Annotated in this window: 22 protein-coding genes, 1 tRNA gene, 1 pseudogene and 1 riboswitch; of the genes and pseudogenes, 19 read left to right on the top strand and 5 right to left on the bottom strand. The window is 45.9% G+C overall.

What is annotated here, in order from left to right:
- Positions 1 to 4: 4 nt before the first annotated feature.
- Genes cobO through btuB form a run of 3 tightly spaced genes read right to left on the bottom strand, consistent with a single transcriptional unit; the run spans position 5 to position 3,055 of the window.
- The gene (cobO, locus tag ACV7NC_RS05710; protein WP_458154544.1) at positions 5 to 610 is read right to left on the bottom strand and encodes a cob(I)yrinic acid a,c-diamide adenosyltransferase; all 606 of its coding nucleotides are present in this window, start codon (positions 608 to 610) and stop codon (positions 5 to 7) included.
- Positions 611 to 614: 4 nt separating this feature from the next.
- On the bottom strand, positions 615 to 1,193 hold the full coding sequence (locus tag ACV7NC_RS05705; protein ID WP_458154543.1) for a hypothetical protein: 579 nt from the start codon (positions 1,191 to 1,193) through the stop codon (positions 615 to 617).
- Positions 1,194 to 1,207: 14 nt separating this feature from the next.
- Complete coding sequence (gene btuB, locus ACV7NC_RS05700) at positions 1,208 to 3,055, bottom strand: TonB-dependent vitamin B12 receptor (protein ID WP_458154542.1); 1,848 nt, start codon at positions 3,053 to 3,055, stop codon at positions 1,208 to 1,210.
- A gap of 133 nt (positions 3,056 to 3,188) precedes the next feature.
- Positions 3,189 to 3,467, bottom strand: a riboswitch (cobalamin riboswitch).
- A 147-nt stretch (positions 3,468 to 3,614) separates the two neighbouring features.
- On the opposite strand from btuB, the gene ACV7NC_RS05695 reads away from it, so the two are divergent.
- The 6 genes from ACV7NC_RS05695 to grxD all read left to right on the top strand — a co-directional run bounded on the left by ACV7NC_RS05695 (position 3,615) and on the right by grxD (position 8,251).
- Positions 3,615 to 3,691, top strand: a tRNA-Val gene (locus tag ACV7NC_RS05695).
- A gap of 353 nt (positions 3,692 to 4,044) precedes the next feature.
- On the top strand, positions 4,045 to 4,515 hold the full coding sequence (locus ACV7NC_RS05690) for a CreA family protein (RefSeq protein ID WP_458154541.1): 471 nt from the start codon (positions 4,045 to 4,047) through the stop codon (positions 4,513 to 4,515).
- 117 nt (positions 4,516 to 4,632) lie between these two features.
- Positions 4,633 to 5,886 (top strand): glutamyl-tRNA reductase, encoded by a 1,254-nt coding sequence (gene hemA, locus ACV7NC_RS05685; RefSeq protein ID WP_458154540.1) that lies wholly within the window; start codon positions 4,633 to 4,635, stop codon positions 5,884 to 5,886.
- A complete protein-coding gene (gene prfA / locus ACV7NC_RS05680) occupies positions 5,883 to 6,962 on the top strand; it encodes a peptide chain release factor 1 (RefSeq protein ID WP_458154539.1) in 1,080 nt (359 codons plus the stop codon). Before hemA ends, prfA begins: the two co-directional genes overlap by 4 nt.
- Positions 6,963 to 6,996: 34 nt before the next feature.
- The gene (prmC, locus tag ACV7NC_RS05675; RefSeq protein WP_458154538.1) at positions 6,997 to 7,833 is read left to right on the top strand and encodes a peptide chain release factor N(5)-glutamine methyltransferase; all 837 of its coding nucleotides are present in this window, start codon (positions 6,997 to 6,999) and stop codon (positions 7,831 to 7,833) included.
- Positions 7,834 to 7,936: 103 nt separating this feature from the next.
- A complete protein-coding gene (grxD, locus tag ACV7NC_RS05670) occupies positions 7,937 to 8,251 on the top strand; it encodes a Grx4 family monothiol glutaredoxin (protein ID WP_458154537.1) in 315 nt (104 codons plus the stop codon).
- A gap of 64 nt (positions 8,252 to 8,315) precedes the next feature.
- On the opposite strand, the gene ACV7NC_RS05665 is transcribed toward grxD, so the two are convergent.
- Positions 8,316 to 8,735 carry a YqaA family protein gene (locus ACV7NC_RS05665; protein WP_458154535.1) on the bottom strand — a complete coding sequence of 140 codons (420 nt, stop codon included), beginning with the start codon at positions 8,733 to 8,735 and terminating at the stop codon, positions 8,316 to 8,318.
- Between the two features lie 296 nt (positions 8,736 to 9,031).
- On the opposite strand from ACV7NC_RS05665, the gene ACV7NC_RS05660 reads away from it, so the two are divergent.
- From ACV7NC_RS05660 to ACV7NC_RS05600, 13 genes and pseudogenes are all read left to right on the top strand, one after another.
- Complete coding sequence (locus ACV7NC_RS05660; protein WP_458154534.1) at positions 9,032 to 9,511, top strand: tautomerase family protein; 480 nt, start codon at positions 9,032 to 9,034, stop codon at positions 9,509 to 9,511.
- A 162-nt stretch (positions 9,512 to 9,673) separates the two neighbouring features.
- Positions 9,674 to 11,080, top strand: coding sequence for an NAD-dependent succinate-semialdehyde dehydrogenase (locus tag ACV7NC_RS05655; RefSeq protein ID WP_458154533.1), 1,407 nt, complete (start codon positions 9,674 to 9,676; stop codon positions 11,078 to 11,080).
- 536 nt (positions 11,081 to 11,616) lie between these two features.
- Positions 11,617 to 12,201, top strand: coding sequence for a hypothetical protein (locus ACV7NC_RS05650; RefSeq protein ID WP_458154532.1), 585 nt, complete (start codon positions 11,617 to 11,619; stop codon positions 12,199 to 12,201).
- A gap of 59 nt (positions 12,202 to 12,260) precedes the next feature.
- Positions 12,261 to 12,626, top strand: coding sequence for a response regulator (locus ACV7NC_RS05645; protein ID WP_458154531.1), 366 nt, complete (start codon positions 12,261 to 12,263; stop codon positions 12,624 to 12,626).
- A 142-nt stretch (positions 12,627 to 12,768) separates the two neighbouring features.
- Positions 12,769 to 14,963, top strand: a pseudogene (cheA, locus tag ACV7NC_RS05640) (chemotaxis protein CheA).
- A 252-nt stretch (positions 14,964 to 15,215) separates the two neighbouring features.
- On the top strand, positions 15,216 to 16,079 hold the full coding sequence (locus tag ACV7NC_RS05635) for a CheR family methyltransferase (RefSeq protein ID WP_458154530.1): 864 nt from the start codon (positions 15,216 to 15,218) through the stop codon (positions 16,077 to 16,079).
- A gap of 7 nt (positions 16,080 to 16,086) precedes the next feature.
- Positions 16,087 to 16,698, top strand: coding sequence for a chemoreceptor glutamine deamidase CheD (gene cheD, locus ACV7NC_RS05630; protein WP_458154529.1), 612 nt, complete (start codon positions 16,087 to 16,089; stop codon positions 16,696 to 16,698).
- Between the two features lie 37 nt (positions 16,699 to 16,735).
- The gene (locus tag ACV7NC_RS05625; RefSeq protein ID WP_458154527.1) at positions 16,736 to 17,815 is read left to right on the top strand and encodes a protein-glutamate methylesterase/protein-glutamine glutaminase; all 1,080 of its coding nucleotides are present in this window, start codon (positions 16,736 to 16,738) and stop codon (positions 17,813 to 17,815) included.
- Between the two features lie 29 nt (positions 17,816 to 17,844).
- The gene (locus tag ACV7NC_RS05620; protein WP_458154525.1) at positions 17,845 to 18,351 is read left to right on the top strand and encodes an NlpC/P60 family protein; all 507 of its coding nucleotides are present in this window, start codon (positions 17,845 to 17,847) and stop codon (positions 18,349 to 18,351) included.
- Between the two features lie 80 nt (positions 18,352 to 18,431).
- Complete coding sequence (locus tag ACV7NC_RS05615) at positions 18,432 to 18,749, top strand: DUF4389 domain-containing protein (RefSeq protein ID WP_458154524.1); 318 nt, start codon at positions 18,432 to 18,434, stop codon at positions 18,747 to 18,749.
- 170 nt (positions 18,750 to 18,919) lie between these two features.
- Complete coding sequence (locus tag ACV7NC_RS05610; protein WP_458154523.1) at positions 18,920 to 19,990, top strand: alkene reductase; 1,071 nt, start codon at positions 18,920 to 18,922, stop codon at positions 19,988 to 19,990.
- 7 nt (positions 19,991 to 19,997) lie between these two features.
- Positions 19,998 to 20,513 carry a lipocalin family protein gene (locus ACV7NC_RS05605; RefSeq protein WP_458154521.1) on the top strand — a complete coding sequence of 172 codons (516 nt, stop codon included), beginning with the start codon at positions 19,998 to 20,000 and terminating at the stop codon, positions 20,511 to 20,513.
- Positions 20,514 to 20,554: 41 nt separating this feature from the next.
- The gene (locus ACV7NC_RS05600) at positions 20,555 to 20,755 is read left to right on the top strand and encodes a DUF2905 domain-containing protein (protein WP_458154520.1); all 201 of its coding nucleotides are present in this window, start codon (positions 20,555 to 20,557) and stop codon (positions 20,753 to 20,755) included.
- A gap of 70 nt (positions 20,756 to 20,825) precedes the next feature.
- Here the strand turns inward: ACV7NC_RS05600 and ACV7NC_RS05595 are convergent, their stop codons facing one another.
- Positions 20,826 to 21,668 carry an HDOD domain-containing protein gene (locus ACV7NC_RS05595; RefSeq protein ID WP_458154519.1) on the bottom strand — a complete coding sequence of 281 codons (843 nt, stop codon included), beginning with the start codon at positions 21,666 to 21,668 and terminating at the stop codon, positions 20,826 to 20,828.
- Positions 21,669 to 21,813: the final 145 nt, after the last annotated feature.

Below are 21,813 nucleotides of genomic sequence, written 5' to 3'. Positions count from 1 at the left end.
GTTGCTATAAATCGATACCTGGCTGCGCTTGAATACCGGCGCGGTAGGCATGCTTGACGTCGGTCATTTCGGTGACGGTGTCGGCGGCATCGCATAGCATTTCGGGTGCGCCGCGGCCGGTGATGACGGCATGCTGCATGGGTGGACGGTTTTTCAGATCTTCCAGCACTTGTTGCAGATCGAGCCAGCCGAATTTGAGCGGGTAAGTCAATTCATCGAGCACGATCAGGTCAAATGACGGATCGCGTAACAGGGTTTGCGCTACTTCCCAGCCACGGCGCGCGGTTTCGGTGTCGCGCTCGAGATTTTGCGTATCCCAAGTGAATCCCTCTCCCAGGACATGCCAAACCACGTTTTCCTGTTTGCGGAAAAACGCTTCTTCACCGGTATCTGAACGGCCTTTGATGAACTGCGCGACACCCACGCGCATACCATAGCCCAATGCACGCGCCATCATGCCGAATGCCGAACTGGATTTACCTTTACCGTTACCGGTGAGCACCAGCAGCAGTCCCTGCTTGCGATCGGCGCGTGCGATGGCGGCATCGATGACCTCTTTTTTGCGTTGCATGCGTGCGCGATAACGTTCTGCACGTTCGGAATCAGTCATTGGTTTAACCGGTTGTGGTATTGCGCGAATTAAGCTGATGAACTACTGTGAATAATACGTGTATTCCAATGGCTATTGCAGAATAGAAAACAAAAGTTTCGAGATACAACGGGAAATATTTCAGCAATTGCTCGCCGAATTCCGCAAAACTGGTTTCTGCGATACGTCCGGAGAAGAAATAAAATCCGCCAGAAGAAAATAATTCACATAGCACTAACCCGGCAGATCCACTGATTAACAGAGGTTTTACCGTATTCCAGGAAAATTCGTAACGGCGAGCGTACCAGCGTCCGGCCAACCATAATGAAGCATAGGCCGGCAGCATGAATAGATAGGCGGGCGTCATGCAATAATCACTGACTCCGCCCCAGGTCGTGGCAGAAATATCTAAGCCCCAGCCCAACGCAAAGAACGCCGGTAATGTCCAAGCAGATCGTAAATAGATTCCGGCTAAGAAGAAAATCACCCAGGATGCATCGGCTAGGTTATGGATGGTGGCGAAATGATGACTGCGTGTGGCTATCATCAGCGCGGCGAGTAACAGTCCGATAGCGATCTGGTTGCGAGTGGATAATGTCAGCATAGGTATTTCTCCTTCTAGGGTTGATAACGAACCATGGCAAAAAAGCTTCGCCCGGGCTGATTATAAAACGATGCGGTTTCGTAGTGTTCGTCGGATACGTTGTCGATGCGGCCTTGCAAGCGCCACTTCGGTGCGAACAGATATTCTGCGCGCAAATCCAATTTGGCGTATGCATCCAGCTTACGTGTATTAGCCAAATCGTCGTAGCGCTCGCCTTCCACCAGTAACATGCTACCGACCGCATACTTGCCGTATTGGCGATTCAAATCTAACCTGAATGATTGTTCAGCACGCCTTGGCAAAATATTGCCGCGGCCGGATCCTGGCCCACGATCGACAGGCTCCATTAGCGTTAAATTGGTATTAATCTGCCATTCCATAATTTGTGCAGACACAATACCTTCGATACCGCGGATGCGCGCTTGGCCAATATTGCTTGGCGCAAAAATTCTCGAATCGAACGTAATCAAATTGTCGATATGGGTCTCGTATGCATTGATCGACCAGTTTCCCCAGTGAGCATGGCCGCGAGTGCCGAACTCAAAGCTACGCGAATCTTCTGGTTTGAGATTAGCGTTGCCGAAGCCGGGGAAATACAATTCATTAAACGTTGGTGCCTTGAAAGCACTACCGAAATTGGCAACCAACAAGAACTTGTCCGATAACGGATAACTCCATCCGGCATTGCCGGTGACGCGGCTGCCGAACTGCTGGTTGTCATCATGCCGGATCGAAAATTGCAGGTTGTGTGAAGCGATATTGGCTTGATGCTGCGCGAATACCCCCCAATTGTTACGTGACGTTATTGAGTAGGCCTCGGTGCTTTTGACGTGGTCGCGCTGATAATCCATGCCGATCGTAAGTTGCTGGTCTTTGGCGACTGTGAAAGTATTCAATACCGACACGTTATCACGGGTGGTGTTAAATCGGGTCTGGAAAGCGTTGCCCAGGAAATTGTCGCTATCTTCGCGGCTGCTACCCGCGATCAGATTGAAGTTCCAGTATGCGGTGGGCGCATAGCGGATAACACCGCCGACAACTTGCTGCATCAGCACGGCTTTATTGACGAAACTACCATCATAGTGTGTTTTTCCGGCGGATTGCATGAAGTTGGTTTCGATTTCCAGCCCGTTCTGAAAACGATAACCGCCGCGCATGCTACCGGCAACGTTGCGATATCCGTCGCGATCGAACAGCGTAGGATCGGATGAATCGACAAAACACCCGGCGTTGCTGGTGCCGTTACAAGCGTTGAAGCCTTGGGTGCCAATGCCACTCGCAGTCAGATTGAGCCAGCCTTGCGCGCCATTATACGACATACCGGTTGCACCCTCATACGTGCCGAAGCTGCCGCCGCCGAAATTCAGGTGCTGCCGAAAGCCGCTACCGGTGCCTTTACGTGTGATGATATGAATCACGCCGCCGATCGCTTCGGAACCGTACAGACTGGAACGGGGGCCGCGTACAATTTCAATGCGCTCGATTTGATCAATGGGGATGTTTTCAAACGCGGTGGTGCCGGATGTGGCTGAGCCGACTTTAATGTTGTCGATCATTACCAATACATGATCGGATTCGGTGCCGCGCATAAAAACTGACGAAGTTTTACCCATGCCGCCGTTATTCGAAATGCTGATTCCCGCAACGCCGCGCAGTAAGTCTTGTACCGAACGCGCTTGTTGTTGTTCGATGTCTTTGCGAGAAATAACGGTTACCGAAGCCAACGCTGTGTCCGCTGTTTGTGCTGTCCGTGAAGCAGTAACGATGACTGGTTTTTCCTGATGTTCGATATTGGCGGCAGCACTATGGCAGATGGTGCTTAACCATAATATTGATATCGCCGTCAAACGGCTTTTCTGCATGATCTGATTCCTTCGCGCACACCCGCGCGTTAATGAATTCTGAAATTGGAATGCAGAAGGAAACCGGCATGGGACAAATGGACGGTGCAAGAATAAGAACCGCTCAACTGCCGTATATTGCCCTCCGCAATACCGCTGTAGGTTACTTCGGGCCGGTCTCCGGACTGATGAGCGGAATTGTTTCCCTATCTGCGCCTTCCCGTGTCAAACACAGTGGCATCTTGCAGATATGCGAGGTGGCTTGAGATAGCGTTTTACGGTGTTTTGAAAAAACTTGTAACAAGCAAACCTCTGCTCATTTACCGTTGCGGGGGCAGTGCTGGCTTTGTCCGGTCATCTAATCGGTACGCACCAGCTTCCCGTTTAACCTTCAATAAAAAATACCGAAGGCACCTGAGGTAAGTGTGGCGAAGGCTACAGAAATGAGAGTGGAGTGTCAAGTTGGGAATAACCCAATCAGTGCTGCGCGCTTGTCGTTGAATACGGAAGAATTGTTTTCTGACTCATTTGCAATATTATTTGTGGCGCCTATCTATTTCAGTTAGAATCCGCCTTTCTTAGGCGCGTAGCTCAGTTGGTTAGAGCATCACCTTGACATGGTGGGGGTCGTTGGTTCGAATCCAATCGCGCCTACCACCCTGATACTCGGTTACTTCCTTTCTTGCTGCCTTGTGGCAGTATCTGTTAGCTGGAATGATTGCTTGATCATGCCTTGGCAATCGTCTTTTCATGGCGAATGGCGATATTTAATACCAGTAGTTGTTAATCTCCAAATAAAATTAAAGTTGTTGATTTATAAATTACATTCCAAAGAGCCTTGTATTGTTGTAGGATTCGTTATGAAACTTACTGGTTTGCTGAGACTCAATGGCATCAAGGTAATTTTAGTCAATAGGCACTAACCGGGATTATTAGTTTAAACCAATCCCTTATTAAAAATTTCTAAAGCTACATTGAGAATCTATCACTGTGCTTTAATGGAGGAAAAAATGCGTTCTTTGAAGTTTCTGTCCTTTTTGATTGCAATGATGTTATTCAATTTCTCATGGGCGGAAGAAATCGGGAGTGTTTCAACCAAGTTTAAAATGCTCGGCGCCAACGATAAAATTGTGATCGAAGCCTTCGATGATCCGCAGATACCCGGTGCAACCTGTTATCTCAGCCGGGCGAAAACGGGTGGAATTAGCGGAACCGTGGGAGTAGCCGAAGATACATCGGATGCATCCATCGCATGTCGCCAGATTGGCCCGATCTCTCTGCCGGAAAAAGTAAAAAATGGCAACGAGGATGGTAAGGAAGTGTTTAAGAAAAACACATCGCTGTTATTTAAAACGCTGCAAGTAGTCCGGTTTTACGATCCCAAACGTAATGTATTGGTTTATTTGACATATAGCGACAGAATTATTGAAGGGTCGCCCAAAAACAGCATTTCCATTATTCCGGTTACGCCTTGGCATTAATGTTCCGGTATTGTTGGCGTTAAATAATTTTTCTGAACGATGGTAATAAAAAATTCCTACTATTATAATTAGCGGTTATTTCTTACCATTAGCTCTCGATAGTTAACATTAACATTCATGCAGTTATTTGCTTTCGGTATTAATCACAACACTGCGCCGCTAGATGTGCGCGAGCAGGTAACATTTCCCGAAAATACGATGGAGCATGCGTTGCGCGATCTCGTCGGACGCAATCCGATCAAAGAAGCTGCGATCGTCTCCACCTGTAACCGCACGGAAGTTTATTGTTGCACCGATAAACCGGAGGAAGCGGTTGTTTGGCTGGCCGACTTTCATCATTTGCCGACACGCGATCTGGATCCTTACTTGTACAAGTTGCCGCGGGAACAGGCTGTTAAGCACGCCTTCCGCGTAGCCAGCGGCTTGGATTCCATGGTGTTGGGCGAGCCGCAAATACTCGGACAGTTGAAAAGCGCGGTGAAATCCGCGGAGCATGCCGGCACATTGGGTTTGTTGCTGCACAAGCTATTTCAGCGCACCTTTTATGTCGCCAAGGAAGTTCGGACTTCTACCGAGATTGGCGCCAATTCGGTGTCAATGGCTGCAGCGGCAGCGCGTCTGGCCGAGCGGATTTTCGGCGAGATCAATGAGCAACGTGTGTTATTTATCGGTGCGGGCGAAATGATCGAGTTATGCGCCAATCATTTCGCCGCGAGGAGTCCTAGAAAAATAACCGTAGCCAACCGTACTAAGGAGCGTGCCGACGCATTGGCCAGCCGTTTTAATGCGCAAGCTATTACGCTCAGTGATTTACCGGAGCAATTGGCGCTCCATGATATTGTCGTAACCTGTACGGCAAGCCCATTACCGATTCTGGGTAAAGGCATGGTCGAGCGCGCCATTAAAATCCGTAAGCATCGACCGATTTTCATTGTGGATCTCGCAGTGCCACGTGATGTGGAAACCGAAGTAGCCGAGTTGGACGACGTGTTTCTATATTATGTGGATGATTTGGCCGAGATCGTCAAAGAAGGATTGGATTCGCGCCAGAATGCCGTCGCTCAAGCGGAAACGATCATTGATTCGAATGTGGTCGATTTCATGCGTTGGTTCGCTACCCGCGAAGTTGTGCCGACGATTCGCGCGCTGCGTGATCAGGGTGAGCGATATCGCCGACATGAACTGGCTCGCGCCAAAAGATTGCTTGAAAAGGGGGAGGATCCCGATAAGGTTATCGAAGCTTTAAGTAACAGTCTTACCAATAAATTCTTGCACATGCCTTCCAGTGTGCTGAATCACGCCACGACAGATGAACGAGAGGAATTAGTCGGTTTGATTAACCGGCTATACCAACTGCATCGCCCGCAATGAACAAAAACATCACGGACCGGCTCACTCGTTTGAGTGTGCGCTTGGACGAATTAAACCAGGTATTGAGTAGCGAGTCTGCGACTGCGGATCTGGACAACTATCGCAAATTGACCCGCGAGCATTCAGAAATCGTTCCAATCGTGGAGTTGTATCGCGAGTATCAACAATGCGAGCAGGACATACAAACGGCGCGGGAAATGCATGCCGATCTTGAAATGCGGGCATTTGCCGAAACCGAAATCCAGGCCGGGAAAGAGAAGCTCGCTAAACTGGAAGCTGAAATTCAAAAACAGCTACTGCCGAAAGATCCCAACGATGAGCGTAATATTTTTCTGGAAATCCGCGCTGGAACCGGCGGCGATGAATCGGCTTTGTTTGCCGGTAACTTGTTTCGGATGTACTCACGCTATGCGGAGAGAAGAGGCTGGCAAGTGGAAATTATCTCGCAAAGTTTGTCGGATATCGGTGGTTATAAAGAAATTATCGCCAAAATCATTGGTCATGGCGCGTATTCCCGATTGAAATTTGAATCCGGCGGTCATCGCGTGCAACGGGTTCCTGTGACCGAAACGCAAGGGCGTGTGCATACCTCAACCTGTACCGTGGCAGTGATGCCGGAAGCCGATGAAGTCAGCGAAGTGGTGTTGAATCCCGCCGAATTACGCATCGATACCTTCCGTGCTTCGGGTGCGGGTGGCCAGCACATCAATAAAACCGACTCTGCCGTGCGCGTAACGCATTTGCCGACCGGCATTGTGGTGGAGTGCCAGGATGGCCGCTCGCAACACAAAAACAAAGCGCAAGCGTTGAGCGTGCTGGCTGCGCGGATTCACGACAAGCAAATGCGCGAACAACATGCGGAACAGGCGGCGACACGGAAGTCGCTGGTGGGAACCGGTGAGCGGTCGGAGCGGATTCGCACCTACAATTTTCCGCAAGGCCGGATTACCGATCATCGCATCAATCTGACGCTTTATAAAATGGATCAGATCATGGATGGCGATATCGATGAACTATGCTCAGCCTTAGTGGCAGAACATCAAGCGGAATTACTGGCGGCGTCGGTGCAGGAGTAATTGCTGCCTGCTAGCCGATCCGATTCATCCTTCGATGCAACCCGAAACCATTGCGCAAGTATTAGCCATCGCCTGCCGGTCGGTTGACCCGGTGGATGCGCGGCTATTGCTGGAATATGTGCTGCATGCCAAGCACGCCTTTTTGCTGACACACCCGGAACATCGGTTGACCGAACAACAATCGGCAACATTCTCGCAATTGATTCAAGAACGCGCCAAGGGACTGCCGGTGGCCTACTTGACCGGCGAAAGGCCGTTTTATGATTTGACTTTTCAGGTCACAAACGCGGTTCTCATTCCACGGCCTGAAACCGAGTTACTGGTCGAGTGGGCGCTGCAGCTGATTCCTGCGGATCGATCGAAGCGGATTCTGGACCTGGGAACCGGCAGCGGCGCGATCGCTATTACCATTGCCAAGCATCGGCCCCGAGCCCATGTCACTGCGGTTGATTTATCACCGGATGCCCTTGCCGTCGCGCGACGAAACGCCGAAGCGCTGGGAATAACTCATCTGAAGCTGATCGCCGGAAATTGGTTTGATGAACTTCCCGCAGAAAAATTTGATCTGATTGTTTCAAATCCGCCTTATGTCGCTGAACACGATCCGCACTTGCAACAAGGTGATTTGCGGTTTGAACCGGAAATGGCATTATCGGCTGGCGGTGATGGCCTGGCTTGTATTGATCATATCATTGCAGCCGCACCCGGCCATCTGGCTGCCAATGGATGGTTGCTGCTGGAACACGGATATGATCAAGCGGAAGCGTGCAGAGGATTGCTCCAGCAAGCGGGCTTTAATAATATTTGTTCCAAGCCGGACTTGGCTGGCATAATGCGCGTCAGCGGCGGTCAGTTGAATTTTTCAGTGTGACCTATATGTAGCATATCAATGCAACAACGAATGGCGCTTGGGAAATTCTGAACTTGGTATCTGTAAAAATTTTTTGGAACGATCTATTGGAGAGATTAACACTATGAATGTTGAAGATTTAATCGAACAACAAGTAACCACACATCCGGTTGTGCTGTATATGAAAGGCACGCCGGACCAACCGCAATGTGGTTTTTCCGCAAACGCAGTGAATATTCTGAAGGCGTGCGGTATTGATAATATTTTTGCAGTCAATGTGTTGGAAGACCCTGAAATCCGCCAGGGGATCAAAGACTATTCGAACTGGCCGACGATCCCGCAGTTATACGTCAATGGCGAATTCATCGGTGGCTCGGATATCGTTACCGAAATGTATCAAAGCGGTGAATTGCAAAAACTGTTTGATAATCAGGAATAATCCAATCATCGGCATCGATCCGGTTTATTCGGTGCAAAATGAATCAGCCGGATCGAAGAACCTCTTAATTTACCGCAACAGCAATTACCCAATAACGGGCAAATTTCCCCACAGCAATAAATAGCAACGCCCACAGCCAATTGGCGCGTAACCACCCAGCCGCCACGCATAAGATATCGCCGATCAGCGGCGCCCACGATAGCAGTAGAATCGGGGTGCCATGTTGACGCACCCACTCCAGCCCGTGTGTTTTTCCACCCAATTTTTTATACAGTGCATTTTCATCCGGCAACAGACGGCCAATGAGATACGAACTCATCCCGCCCAAGGTATTGCCGATGGTCGCCAAAGTCAGCGCCGGCCAATGTAAATCAGGATAGGCCAGCAAAACACCCACCAGCACCGCCTCCGATCCGCCGGGTAGCAATGTCGCGGCTAAGAAGCTGCTAGTGAATAAGGCAATTAAGCTTGATTGTTCGTCCATGAGGTCTTGCGGGTAGTGAGTTGTTCAAAAGTCTTAGTTTAACCCGAATCAGGAGAATCAGTCCGCGAGTCCGGTGATTCGACACAAGCATTTTTAAACAGAAGTCGAGGCTAAGTCAGCGAAGCTGTCATTCGTGCCATTCGTTTCTCGGTCAAATACAACACCAATAATTATTGAAATCCCGAGTAAATAGAAGTTGTAATTAATGCTTGCATTTTGCAAGTTAACTTACTACACTATATTTACTTGCAAATTGCAAGTAAATGAATCGAATAATTATTGAAAGGAGAAGCATCATGCCATTGTGGAAAATTTATCACCCTGCGGGATCATTGACTGCCGACGACAAAAAGAAATTATCGGAAAAGATTACCGGTGTTTATGCGAGCATCCCTTTGCCAAAATTTTATGTAGTGGTCATTTTTGAGGAGATTGCAAATGATTCCTGCTTTGTCGGCGGAGAGTCACACAACAAATTTATCCGCTTTAAGGTCGATCAGATTGCTCGGACTCTTCCGGGGCCGGTCATTCGCGAATGGTGGGTTAGAACGCTTGATGCAGTCATAGCGCCTTATGTCAGGGACAAGGGCTATGACTGGGAGATTTCGATTGACGAAACCCCTTTTGATCTATGGTCGCTGCAAGGAGAGATTCCCCCTCCGTTTGAATCAGTGGCTGAAAAACGGTGGGTCAGAGACAACAGAGCAAGTTCTTATTCCTATGCGGAAAAGCTGCCAGCAAATCTTGCTCTCGCTCCGGGAATCATGGATCGTTAATTTTGATTTGACCGATCTCAATTGAGGTCAGTTTTTTTCCTGATTCGGCTAGATCTTATTTTGCGAGCCGCATTGAACGCTACGAGCGCATTTCTTTGGTTGCTGCACTCAGTAAAAACGCAATAACCGGATCAGGAAATTCTTGAATTCATGGAGGATAGAATGACTTATCAAACGATTAATCCAGCGACGGGCAAGTTGGTTGCAACTTACGCAAATATCTCAGATAGGGACTTGAGTGTAGCGCTTGATCAAGCTCACTTGGCCTTTAAATCAACTTGGCGCGAATGCTCGATCGCCGATCGTGCCAATATAATCGCAACTGCAGCAAATCTGTTGCGCAAAAAGAGCAAGGAATATGCAAGCTATTTGACATTGGAAATGGGAAAACTTACTAATGAAGCACAGGCAGAAGTCAATCTCTCTGCGGATATACTGGACTACTATGCTCGAAACGCCGGTCACTATCTGCAGCCGCGCAAGCTTTCAGAGTCTCCTGGAGCGGAACTGCACCTGGAACCGATTGGCATTCTGCTCGGGATTACTCCCTGGAATTTTCCTTATTATCAAATAGCCCGGATAGCAGGACCACAGTTGATGGTAGGCAATGTGCTTTTGTTAAAGCATGCGGAAAATGTGCCCCAATCCGCCTTGGCATTTGCCCGGCTTATTGAAGAAGCAGGTGCCCCACCTGGGGTTTATACCAATCTTTTTGCGAGTATCGAACAGATTGGAGGAGTTATAGAAGACCCGCGCGTGCGTGGCGTTACGCTCACAGGCAGTGAACGTGCGGGTGCGGCAGTTGCTGAGCGGGCAGGGCGCAATCTGAAAAAATCCGTATTGGAAATGGGCGGCAGCGATCCGCTGATCGTGCTTGAAGACGCGTCATTAGAAACGACGCTGGATAGCGCCTTATTCGGACGAATGTTCGCGACCGGCCAATGCTGCGTGGGCATAAAGCGCATCATAGTCGTTGGAAAACAGCGCGGAAAAGAATTTCTTGATGGATTCGTGCAACGGATGTCGGCTCTCAAAGCCGGAGATCCCCAGGATCCCGGCACCACGTTAGGGCCACTATCATCGGAAAAAACACTGAACCTGTTACTCGGCCAGATAGCACTGGCTAAGCGGCATGGCGGTAAAGTCGTGACGGGTGGTAAAAGAATTGACCGGCCCGGTTTTTATTTAGAACCAACGGTGCTAACCGGTATCGAGCAGGACAACCCTATTTATATACAGGAGTTATTCGGTCCGGTCGTATCGTTTTATTGCGTCAATAATGAAGAAGAAGCCATTCAATTGGCGAATGCCACCCCCTTCGGTTTAGGGGCCTCAATTTTTACCGCCGATGTAGCGCATGGTCGAAAGCTGGCAGAGAAAATCGAGAGCGGTATGGTTTTTGTCAATCAGCCCGTGTGGACAGCACCTGAACTACCGTTCGGTGGCGTCAAAAATTCAGGTTATGGACGCGAATTATCAGAGCTGGGATTTGGAGAATTCGTCAACCAAAAATTGATTCACGCAGCGCCTTCAGGCTCTCCAGCTTGGGGAAAGGTTAGCTTTGGTTGAGAGACACCCACGAATTGGCGAGCCACGGCAACGGATGAACAACTTGATATTGTCTGCCTTAAGATGGCAGTTATCGCATCGGATCAGAGAACCCAGTGTTCTGGTTTATTCAGATTAAAAACATTACTATCTGTCACGCGGTGTTTTCCTTGTTTTGTTGGTTGATCTGCCGAGATCCTCTACAACAGGTTACATCGCTTTCTTCTCCCTTGCCATACACCAGAAATAATCATAGTCCGAATTCACTAGTCAATTTTCAACCGGTACAGCTAGTCTTTTTTGGTCAATTTTCGTCCGGTGTCAACAATCTAATGTGGCTTTATGGCTAAAGTTATTACGAATTAGACCGATAGCTTGTAGAAAAAAAGATTTGCAGAGTGAGCTGAGATATTCGTGTTTATTTGTCTTGATTCACAACAATCACTTAAGAACTCTCGATAATCTAAAAATCAACATATAACATATAAAGAAAGAAGTCGATCGGTTTTTAACAAAATATATCGCCTTGATCTAAATACATAACGAGGAGAGTAGTTATGTCAGAAACGCTATTAACCGGCACCAAAAAAAATAGAAATTTGGAAAATAAAACAAGGCTGGATCGCACAGATAGCGTTTTGCGCAATGCAGAAGCCGATGAATTTTTTCTAAATATTAAGGGAGAGCTTAATCAAGTCGATAGATTAGTTAGTGATGCGGTTAATAATCTGGTCATTAATTTTAAATTTATTAGCAAGCTGACCAAATCCCATCACGAGATGGTTTCGGCTATTGAGAAATTGGCGGCTCCTGAAGGCAGTAAACCTATTCTCGATCTTCTTGAGAAACAAATGGTTGTTGCGGACAAGATTGAACAAGAATTAGAAATGGCGATAACCTCATTACAGTTTGGAGATTTGGTAACACAATTACTCGCGCATACTACTCATCAAGTGGAATTATTAAGTATTGAGTTGCAGCGAATTGATCGGCAGAGTAGTTGGGATAAAAAAAGTAACAAAAAAACTTTGAATAGAATTCATGAAGGTATATCCGAGGCGGTGGCATTGACAAAGAGCAATAGCAAGAGAAAACCGGTTGTACAGCAGGGTATGCAGATGGGTGATATTGAGCTTTTCTAATCAAGTTAGATTGTATGTTTCCAAGGTGAATGATCAAAAATGAAAGAGAGGTAAGGTAAATGGCAAAGACAATTCTTGCAGTGGACGATTCGGCATCAATAAGGCAGATGGTTACTTTTACGCTTAAAGGTGCTGGGTATGAGGTCATTCAAGCTGTTGATGGTCAGGATGCACTAGATAAAGCAAATCTTCATCAAGTGAATTTAGTCTTGACAGACATCAACATGCCAAGAATGGATGGATTAAAGCTACTGGAATTGCTAAGAAAATTGGCGAATTATAAAAACATTCCCATATTAATCTTAACGACTGAGTCTGGTGATGAAATAAAGACTAAAGGCAGAGCGGCCGGAGCAACCGGATGGCTAGTAAAACCCTTTGACCCCAAGAGGCTGTTAGAAGTCATTGGAAAAGTTATAGGCTAATAAATACTTCGCTGTAGATTAGTAAATTGGAAGGGTTTCTCGAATTTTAAAGATTAAATGATTTTTATTAATCTGTTTCTTAATTTGCCGGTTTTATTAGAGTGTTAGCCTTGAATAGTATCCACATGAAATAGGGTTATCGATGAGTACAGATCTCGAACAGTTTTACGAAATTTTCTTTGAAGAATCTTCTGAATTATTGGCTGAAATGGAAACATGCCTTTTAAGGTTGGATATCAATTCTCCAGACTTGGAAGATTTAAACGCTATTTTTCGTGCAGCTCACTCTATCAAAGGGGGGGCTGGTACATTTGGTTTTACGGATATGACGGAGATGACTCATATGTTGGAAACATTGCTGGATAAATTGCGTAAGGGCGAACTCAAGGTATGTAGCGAGATGATTGATGCCTTTCTTAAGGCAGGGGATGTCATAAAAGATCAGTTAGCAGGCCATCGTGGGGAGGGTCAAGCTGATCCAGAGGTTGCGGCAGCCGTTTGTGAAGAATTAAAAAGACTCAGTGACGGAACACAGCAGGTATCGTCTCCTGAAGCTGCAGCTAAGGAAGAACCCGAAGAAAATTCAGAAATTATTCAAACCGAGCCTGAGATCACAGAATTAGCCCCAGAAGCTACAGCAAAAAATATTTTTAGTATTGAATTTTCGGGTAGCGGTATAAGTACTGCGACCGTTGATCATTTGTTTGAAAACTTAAAACGCCTCGGGTTTTTGGAAAATTTGACTCCTGCTGATGTGAATGACGGTTTTAAGTTAAAGCTTGCGACATCTAATTGTGAAGAAGATGTTTGGGAAACATTGGCTTTTGTTGTTGATCCGGTAAATCTCAAAATTGAGACAGTGGCGCATGACCATTCTGAAGCAGATGCAGCAGTCCTTTGCTCTGCAAAAGGAACTATTGAGAACACAGAAGTAGAAGTATTACCTGGTGAAAGTGATGATGAGTTTGCAATGACTGATTTGCCGCCAGCCCCAGGGTACGGTTTTTCCCAGGAGCGCCGGCTGCGCCCATTGATTGTGATGAAGCAGAAACGAGTCCAAGTAATAAACAACAGCCCAATACTGTTTCTGGTAAAAATGACTCATCAAGTGGTTTAAATAAAGCTCCGAGTAAAACCACCGCTGCTAGTTCTTCTTCAACCAATGAGACTTCTTCAATACGTGTCAGTATTGAAAAGGTTGATCAAATGATCAACCTGGTCGGTGAATTGGTGATTACACAGGCAATGCTAGCTCAGACCGTTTCACAATATGATCCGGTGCTTTTTGAAAAATTACATAGCGGAATGAGCCAACTGGAAAGAAATACGCGTGATTTGCAAGAATCTGTAATGTCGATTCGCATGATGCCAATTAGTTTTGTATTTAGCCGTTATCCTCGAGTTGTTCGTGATTTGGCCGCAAAGTTGAACAAACGAGTTGAGCTAAAAACCGTGGGTGAAAATACGGAGCTTGATAAAGGTCTGATAGAAAAAATTGCTGATCCGTTGACTCATTTGGTGAGGAATAGCTTGGATCATGGAATTGAAGTTGCCGAGAAACGAGTTGCTGCCGGTAAGCCAGCCCACGGTACTATAACTTTGCGAGCCTTTCATCAAGGTGGCAGTATCGTAATCGAAGTTAGTGATGATGGAGCTGGCTTGAATCGAGGAAAGATACTTGCAAAAGCAAGAGAACGTGGACTGCCTGTGCATGATGGTATGACAGATCAAGAAGTTTGGGCATTGATATTTGAAGCTGGTTTTTCGACAGCCGAGAAAGTCACGGATGTATCAGGGCGCGGTGTCGGTATGGATGTTGTCAAGCGAAATATCCAGAGTATGGGAGGGCGGATTGATATCGATTCAGCGTTAGGTGCCGGTACACGTATTTCGATACGTTTGCCTTTAACGCTTGCCATTCTTGATGGGCTATCCGTAACTGTCGGTGAAGAAATGTTTATTGTTCCACTTAATTACATTACCGAGTCGTTACAGCCTGCAGCTGCTGATATCAAAACAGTCAGTGGTCAAGGGCGTGTGGTACAGGTGCGTGGTGAATATTTGCCTGTGGTTGCATTACATGAAATCTTCAATTTGCGTCCAAAAGTTACGGCTGTTAACGAAGGGATTCTTGTAATTCTTGAAGCTGAGGGTCACAAAGCTGCCCTATTTGTGGACGATCTCGTAGGACAGCATCAAGTTGTCATTAAGAGTCTGGAAAGTAACTATCGAAGAGTGCAAGGTGTATCCGGGGCGACAATCATGGGTGATGGTAAGGTTGCACTTATCCTTGATACTGCTGCTTTAGTAATGGCTTCGCAACAGGAGATCGTATAAATCCAGTTGCGCAAGCGGATGTTGGGATAATCGGTATGTTTATTATCAATGCTTAAGTATGCCCATGTGAAGTGTTGATTATATGCTTAATAACAGTGTGTTATGGTTTTTAATTTCAAAGATCGATTAGTTCTAAAACCCTTCAATATAACTACTGATAAGTAATTAAAAGACTGTAAGAAATTTTTTTAGTTTATTACAGCTGATAAATCTGCTTAAGAATAGATCTTTGCTAACTGGAATGGGACTAGCATGGGAATAATTTCGAACTTTGATGAGAACTCTAATGACAAAACTCGCGAATATGTCTTTACTCAAGAGGACTTTGAACGAGTTAGAAAGCTGATCTATAAGCATGCTGGTATTTCATTGTCATCGGGTAAGCAAAATATGGTGTACAGTCGCTTGGCTCGCCGTTTGCGAGCGACAGGTATTAATAGCTTTCACGAATATTTAAATTACCTTGAACGTGGAAACTCTGAAGAATGGGAAGCTTTTACGAATGCACTAACAACAAATCTAACCGCTTTTTTTCGTGAACAGCATCATTTTCCCATTCTCGAGAAACATGTCGAAAAACGCAAGAACCAAAACAAAATTCAGCTCTGGTGCAGTGCTTCATCTACCGGCGAGGAACCTTATTCAATGGCCATGGCGATGGTACAAGCATTCAATACTTTAACTCCCCCTGTTCATATCTTGGCGACGGACTTAGATACCAATGTCCTAGCAAAAGCGCAGCTAGGTATTTATTCATTAGATAAGCTGGAAAAACTTCCGAAGGAAAAATTGAGACAATTTTTCCTTAAGGGTAAGGGGCATCATGAAGGTTCGGCACGGGTTAGACCCGAGTTGCGTAACATGATTACTTTCCGTCAACTAAATTTACTTGATGACAATTGGCCAATTCGAGGTCCTTTTGATGCCATATTTTGTCGTAATGTAATGATTTATTTTGATAAGCCAACACAATATAAAATCCTGAAGAAATTTGCTCCTTTGCTTGCTCCGGATGGCTTATTGTTTGCTGGGCATTCCGAGAGTTTCCAACATGCGGTTGATTTATTTAAGTTGCGAGAAAAAACTGTGTACGAATTAGCAAGTAGAACGAGGTAATAATCGCATGACTAAGATCATTGATGAGCAACTTGCTACTAATTTTTATTTTGATAAAAATTTTAATAGTCAGGCAGTTAAGTTGTTGCCGGGTGAATATTACGTGACTGATAAAGATATCTTGCTGGTAACTGTTCTCGGATCTTGTGTAGCCGCCTGTATACGCGATAGCTATAGCGGCATTGGAGGAATGAACCATTTTATGCTTCCTGATGGTGGCGGTGATGCAGGAAGCCCATTAAATGCTTCAGCCAGGTATGGAACATACGCGATGGAGATATTGATCAATCAACTGCTGAAACTGGGTGCTCGTCGCAGCAATTTGGAAGCTAAGGTTTTCGGTGGTGGAAATGTTCTTGATGGTTTGACGGTTGCGAATGTAGGGCAGAGGAATGCAGATTTCGTATTGAAGTTTTTGCAGACAGAAAAGATTCGAGTGGTTGCTCAAGATCTAGTCGATGTATTCCCGCGTAAAGTTTACTTTTTCCCAAAAAGTAGTCGAGTGATGGTTAAGAAGTTACGCAATGTGCGCAACACGACACTTTCTCAGCGGGAAAGCGACTACAGGCAACGCCTACATCGAGTGGATTCCGGTGGTGATGTTGAACTGTTTTCATAGAATAAGTTGACTTATTAACCAAAATTGAGAGTTGAAGATGAATAAGACTAGAGTTCTGATTATTGATGACTCAGCGCTAATTCGACGTATATTAAGCGAGGTTATAAATAGCCAGCCCGATATGGAAGCCATAGGATCAGCTCCGGATCCTCTGGTGGCGAGAGAAATGATACGTGAGATGAATCCTGATGTGCTGACGCTGGATGTTGAAATGCCCAAGATGGACGGACTGGATTTTCTCGAGAAATTAATGAGATTACGACCAATGCCTGTCGTGATGGTATCAACGTTAACGGAAAAGGGCTCAGACATTACTTTTCGTGCGCTCGAACTGGGTGCTATTGATTTTGTTTCTAAACCTAAAATTGATATCGCTGCTGGCTTAAAAGAATATGGTGGCGAGATTGCAAACAAAATTCGTATTGCTAAATCTGCGCGACTCAAAAAATCAGCAAACATAGCTGTAACAAAGAGTGCCACAGCGGATGCGGTATTGCCTTCGGTGTCAAATCGCATCGCATCGACCGAGAAATTGATAATAGTTGGTGCCTCTACTGGCGGTACGGAAGCTATAAAGGAATTTTTAATTAGAATGCCGCCGGATTCACCTGGAATACTGATCACTCAACATATGCCTGAAGGTTTTACCAAATCATTCGCGAATCGATTGAATTCTCTTTGTAAAATTTCTGTTATTGAAGCGCAAGGAGGAGAGCGGGTTTTGCCTGGTCATGCATATATCGCACCAGGCCACTCTCACCTGTTGCTGAAACGTAGCGGCGCGAATTATATGACTGAATTAAACCATGGAGAGCCGGTTTGTCGACATCGCCCGTCGGTTGATGTACTATTTAGATCTGCAGCGAATTATGCAGGTAAAAATGCGATTGGCGTGATTCTGACTGGCATGGGAAAAGACGGTGCGGCGGGAATGCTGGAAATGCACAAGGCAGGCTCGTATAATTTTGCGCAGGATGAAAGTAGCTGTGTAGTGTTTGGTATGCCGAAAGAAGCGATTGCAGCAGGTGGTGTTAATGAAATCGTTCCTTTAAAAGATATGGCCAGATGTGTTCTGTCAAAAATATCCAGCATGGGATCTCATGGTAATCGCGTATAGTTGGTATTAACTTTTTTGGATATGAAGTTATGCAAACTACATCGTCAATGAAAAAGCTTATCTCTCGAATTGCTATTTTAATTGGTATCTGTTTTCTGGTTAGTTGTAGCACAGTGCAGGAAAGACCCGTATTTAAATCTGGTCCTGCAATTAAAAAACCGGCAGATTATCATCAAGTCAAAAAAGCTCTCTATTCTCAATATAATGAGTGGCAAGGTGTACGCTATCAACGCGGTGGTCTTAGTCAGCGTGGAGTCGATTGTTCGGGTTTCGTGCATATCACGTTCAAATCGAAATTGGGTCTGCATTTGCCCAGGACAACCCATCTGCAATCTCGAGTTGGAAAAGAAATTCGCAGAGAAGAATTGAGAGCAGGTGACTTAATTTTTTTCAGAACGGGACCAACTTCAAATCATGTCGGCATTTATCTAGAAAACAATAAGTTTCTCCATGCATCGCAAAAGAAAGGCGTTATCATTTCTAGACTGGATCACGTATACTGGAAAACTAATTACTGGAAATCGGTTCGCGTTTAGAAACCCACAGGCATAAGTATTTGCCATTTCAATTAACTGCAGTTTCTCGTATCACACCATCATTCTTTGCGAAATGCGTTATGGATGAAGAAATCAAGCAACGGCTTCAGAATAATAAAATATGGCAACGTGGTTTTTTCATGGTGCTTTATATGGGAATATATGGTTTTTGTAACTTTTTGATTATCTGTATATTCTTTTTTCAATTTGCTACTTTGATCATAACTGGACAACCCAATGCATTGCTGCTGAACTTCAGCCAAAGCCTTGGTGCGTATATACGTCAAATTATTTCGTACATGGCATTGAATACCGATTATCTGCCGTTTCCATTCAGCGCATGGCCAGGCGATGGCAGTACTGAACAACTCACCAAAGATTCCAATACGAGCGAATAATACGTCATTGCTTCCCATGCTCTAGAAGTTAGACGTTTTTCTTTTTTCTTGCTTCTCACAATTCATTTGCAGCGGGAAACACCAGTCGTAACCTGAAATGGTTTAATATCCGATGCAATGAAGTTTCGGAACACTTCCCCAGCAATTAAGACTCTTTTGGATACATTTGTATGACCACGTTGTTTACGCCTCTGGCAATTGGTTCACTCATGGTACCGAACCGGGTTTTTATGGCGCCGTTGACGCGTTGCCGAGCAGGGGAGGCGCATATCCCGAATGATTTAATGGTGGAATACTACAAGCAGCGCGCCTGTGCAGGTTTGATTATCGCCGAAGCGACGATGGCGATGGAAGGGAATTCAGCGTTCTGGAAGGAACCCGGCATTTACTCGGCAGAACAAATTGTCGCATGGCAGCAAGTAACCACTGCTGTTCATGACGCTGGCGGCAGAATTTTTTTGCAGATCTGGCATGGTGGACGGGCATGTCACCCATTGCTCAATCATGGTTCGCAACCGGTCGCACCCAGTGCTATCGCCATTGCCGATGAAGTGCGTACGCCGGAAGGGAAAAAACCTTATGCCGTACCTCGTGAATTGCGTGATGGCGAATTGCCCGGGATTGTTTCCGGATTCAAACAAGCCGCGCAAAATGCCAAGACCGCCGGATTCGACGGTATAGAAATTCACGGTGCCAACGGTTATTTGCTCGATGAGTTTCTGCGCGACGGCTCGAACAAACGTAGCGGTCCATATGGTGGTTCGATTGAGAATCGCGCGCGACTGATCTTGGAAGTACTGGAAGCGGTCAGTACCGTGTGGGGGAGCGACCGGGTCGGTTTGCGGATTTCGCCGCTGAGCAGTTACAACAGCATGATCGACAGCGACCCGGTAGGGTTATCCACCTGGCTTGCCAATCGGCTCAACGAATACTGTCTGGCGTACTTGCACGTTCTGCGCGGAGATGTTTATCAACAGCAAAACGGTGACGTGATGACGCCAATCCGCAAGCACTATCAAGGCGTGCTGATTGGCAACTTCGAGTATGCGCCGGAAGAGGCGGATCAAGACATCGCTGAAGGTAAGATTGATGCCGTGGCATTTGGCCGGTTTTTTTTAGCCAACCCCGATTTACCGGCGCGCATCCGCGCAGGTGCAGCATTCAACGAACCCGATCCCGCGACCTTTTATACCGACGGCGCCAAAGGATATACCGATTATCCCTATCTTCATTCTTCGTGACACAACCATGCGGCTGCTAGTGATTATTGCTGTATTCTGTTCGCTTAGCGGTTGCCTCTCGCTTCCGCAAAATGTCGTACCGGTTGATGGTTTCAAATTGAACCGCTATCTTGGTACTTGGTACGAAATCGCCCGTCTTGACCATTCGTTTGAACGCGGACTCGACAACGTGACGGCGGAATACTCTCTTCACGAGGATGGTGGCGTCAAAGTCATCAACAAAGGTTTCTCGGCGGCGGATAGCAAGTGGAAAGAAGCCGAAGGCAAAGCTTATTTTGTCGAAGATCCGCAGCAAGGCTATTTGAAGGTATCTTTTTTTGGCCCATTCTACGGTGCATATATCATATTTGAACTCGATAAGGAAAATTACCAATACGCTTTCGTCACCAGCTACGATAAATCCTTCCTGTGGCTGCTGGCAAGAACCCCGCAAGTTAGCGAAGAATTAATTACCCGCTTTGTGGAACGATCAAATGAACTCGGTTTTGGAACTGACAAGTTGATCTATCCAAAGCAAGATTAAGTCACTACCATGATCGGATAGTTTTAGTGGAATGGACGTGCATGCAACAAATACTCATTACCTTAGGAATCGTTATTCTCATCCTCGGCCTGCTGTGGCCGTGGCTATCACAACTGCCATTTGGCCGCCTGCCCGGTGATATTCATATCGAGCGCGAGAATTTCAGCTTTCATTTTCCACTCATGACAGGTTTGGTAATCTCCGTCGTGCTGACGTTGATACTATGGTGGTTGCGGAAGTGAGAAATGGTTTCGCAAATTCGGAATACGCTCTTACAGAAGTCTGCACTTCAAAGTTGAATCCGCCCATAGATCAACTTTCAGTATTTTCATGGTGTTTATTCGCACCAACGATGGTCATAATATCGCCAGCTTGCAAATGTAATAGTTTGGCAATTTCCTCGTAATCATCCGGTAAAGCTGCATCATCCCATCCATTGGCTGAATGTCTAGCTAAATTTACTGCAAGTATCACATTGCGGACACGCTGAAAGCCAGAACAGTTGTCATCCATGAGGGTAATTAATAATTCCGGGAGTCTCCATTTAATTGCAAGTTCATGCTGCAACTGATTCAATGGGAAACCGAATACCTTCTCTTGCACAGCGGCGCTTCTTAACGTTTTGTCCTTTTTTTGTAATTGCTTGATTTGTAGCATCTCTCCAGGTGCGAAACACCACATCAGGATTTCTGCTATGTCATGTAATAAAGCAGCAAGCCGGATATCGGCAAAGTGCAGATCATGCAAACGAATCGCCCAATCAAACGCATAGGAAGCAGCCAGATTGGCCCGATGTGAAGTTTTTAACAAATAAACGAGTGCGCTTCGATTATTTTGCCCAAGAATATCTTCAACCAAGGGAGTGGCGGGTATCAGCCGAATTGTATTTTCAAGTCCGAGCATCAAAACAATTTGCTCGACTTCCATCACATCATGCTCCTGGCAGCGATGCTTATGCTTTTGCATATAGCGCATTAGTTTTACTGTCATGAGTGGATCATTTTTTACAATATTTGCGTAGCTGCGCGCATTCAGGTTATTTTCATCCTGTTTGAGGATTTCGAGGTTTCGTGCGGTTTGTTTGAGAACAGGAATTTCTGCTGTTGTAAGAAAAGTAACCCAATCCGTTAATTTTCTTTTATTTTGTTGTAGCATTTCTGAACCCCTGGTTTATTGTTGCAAGGATTTTTTTACGACATTTCTGTATAAATCTTTAGGAAACAATAATCTACCAATAATATTTTGTTGTTCAAGCAGTGCTGAGGTTTGAATGGATATCCCCCCGCAGCAACGAGGATCT

This window comes from Nitrosomonas limosa (assembly GCF_054188085.1).
The sequence above is the reverse complement of the archived record's forward strand: the minus strand, read 5'-3'. Positions and strand labels throughout refer to the sequence as shown.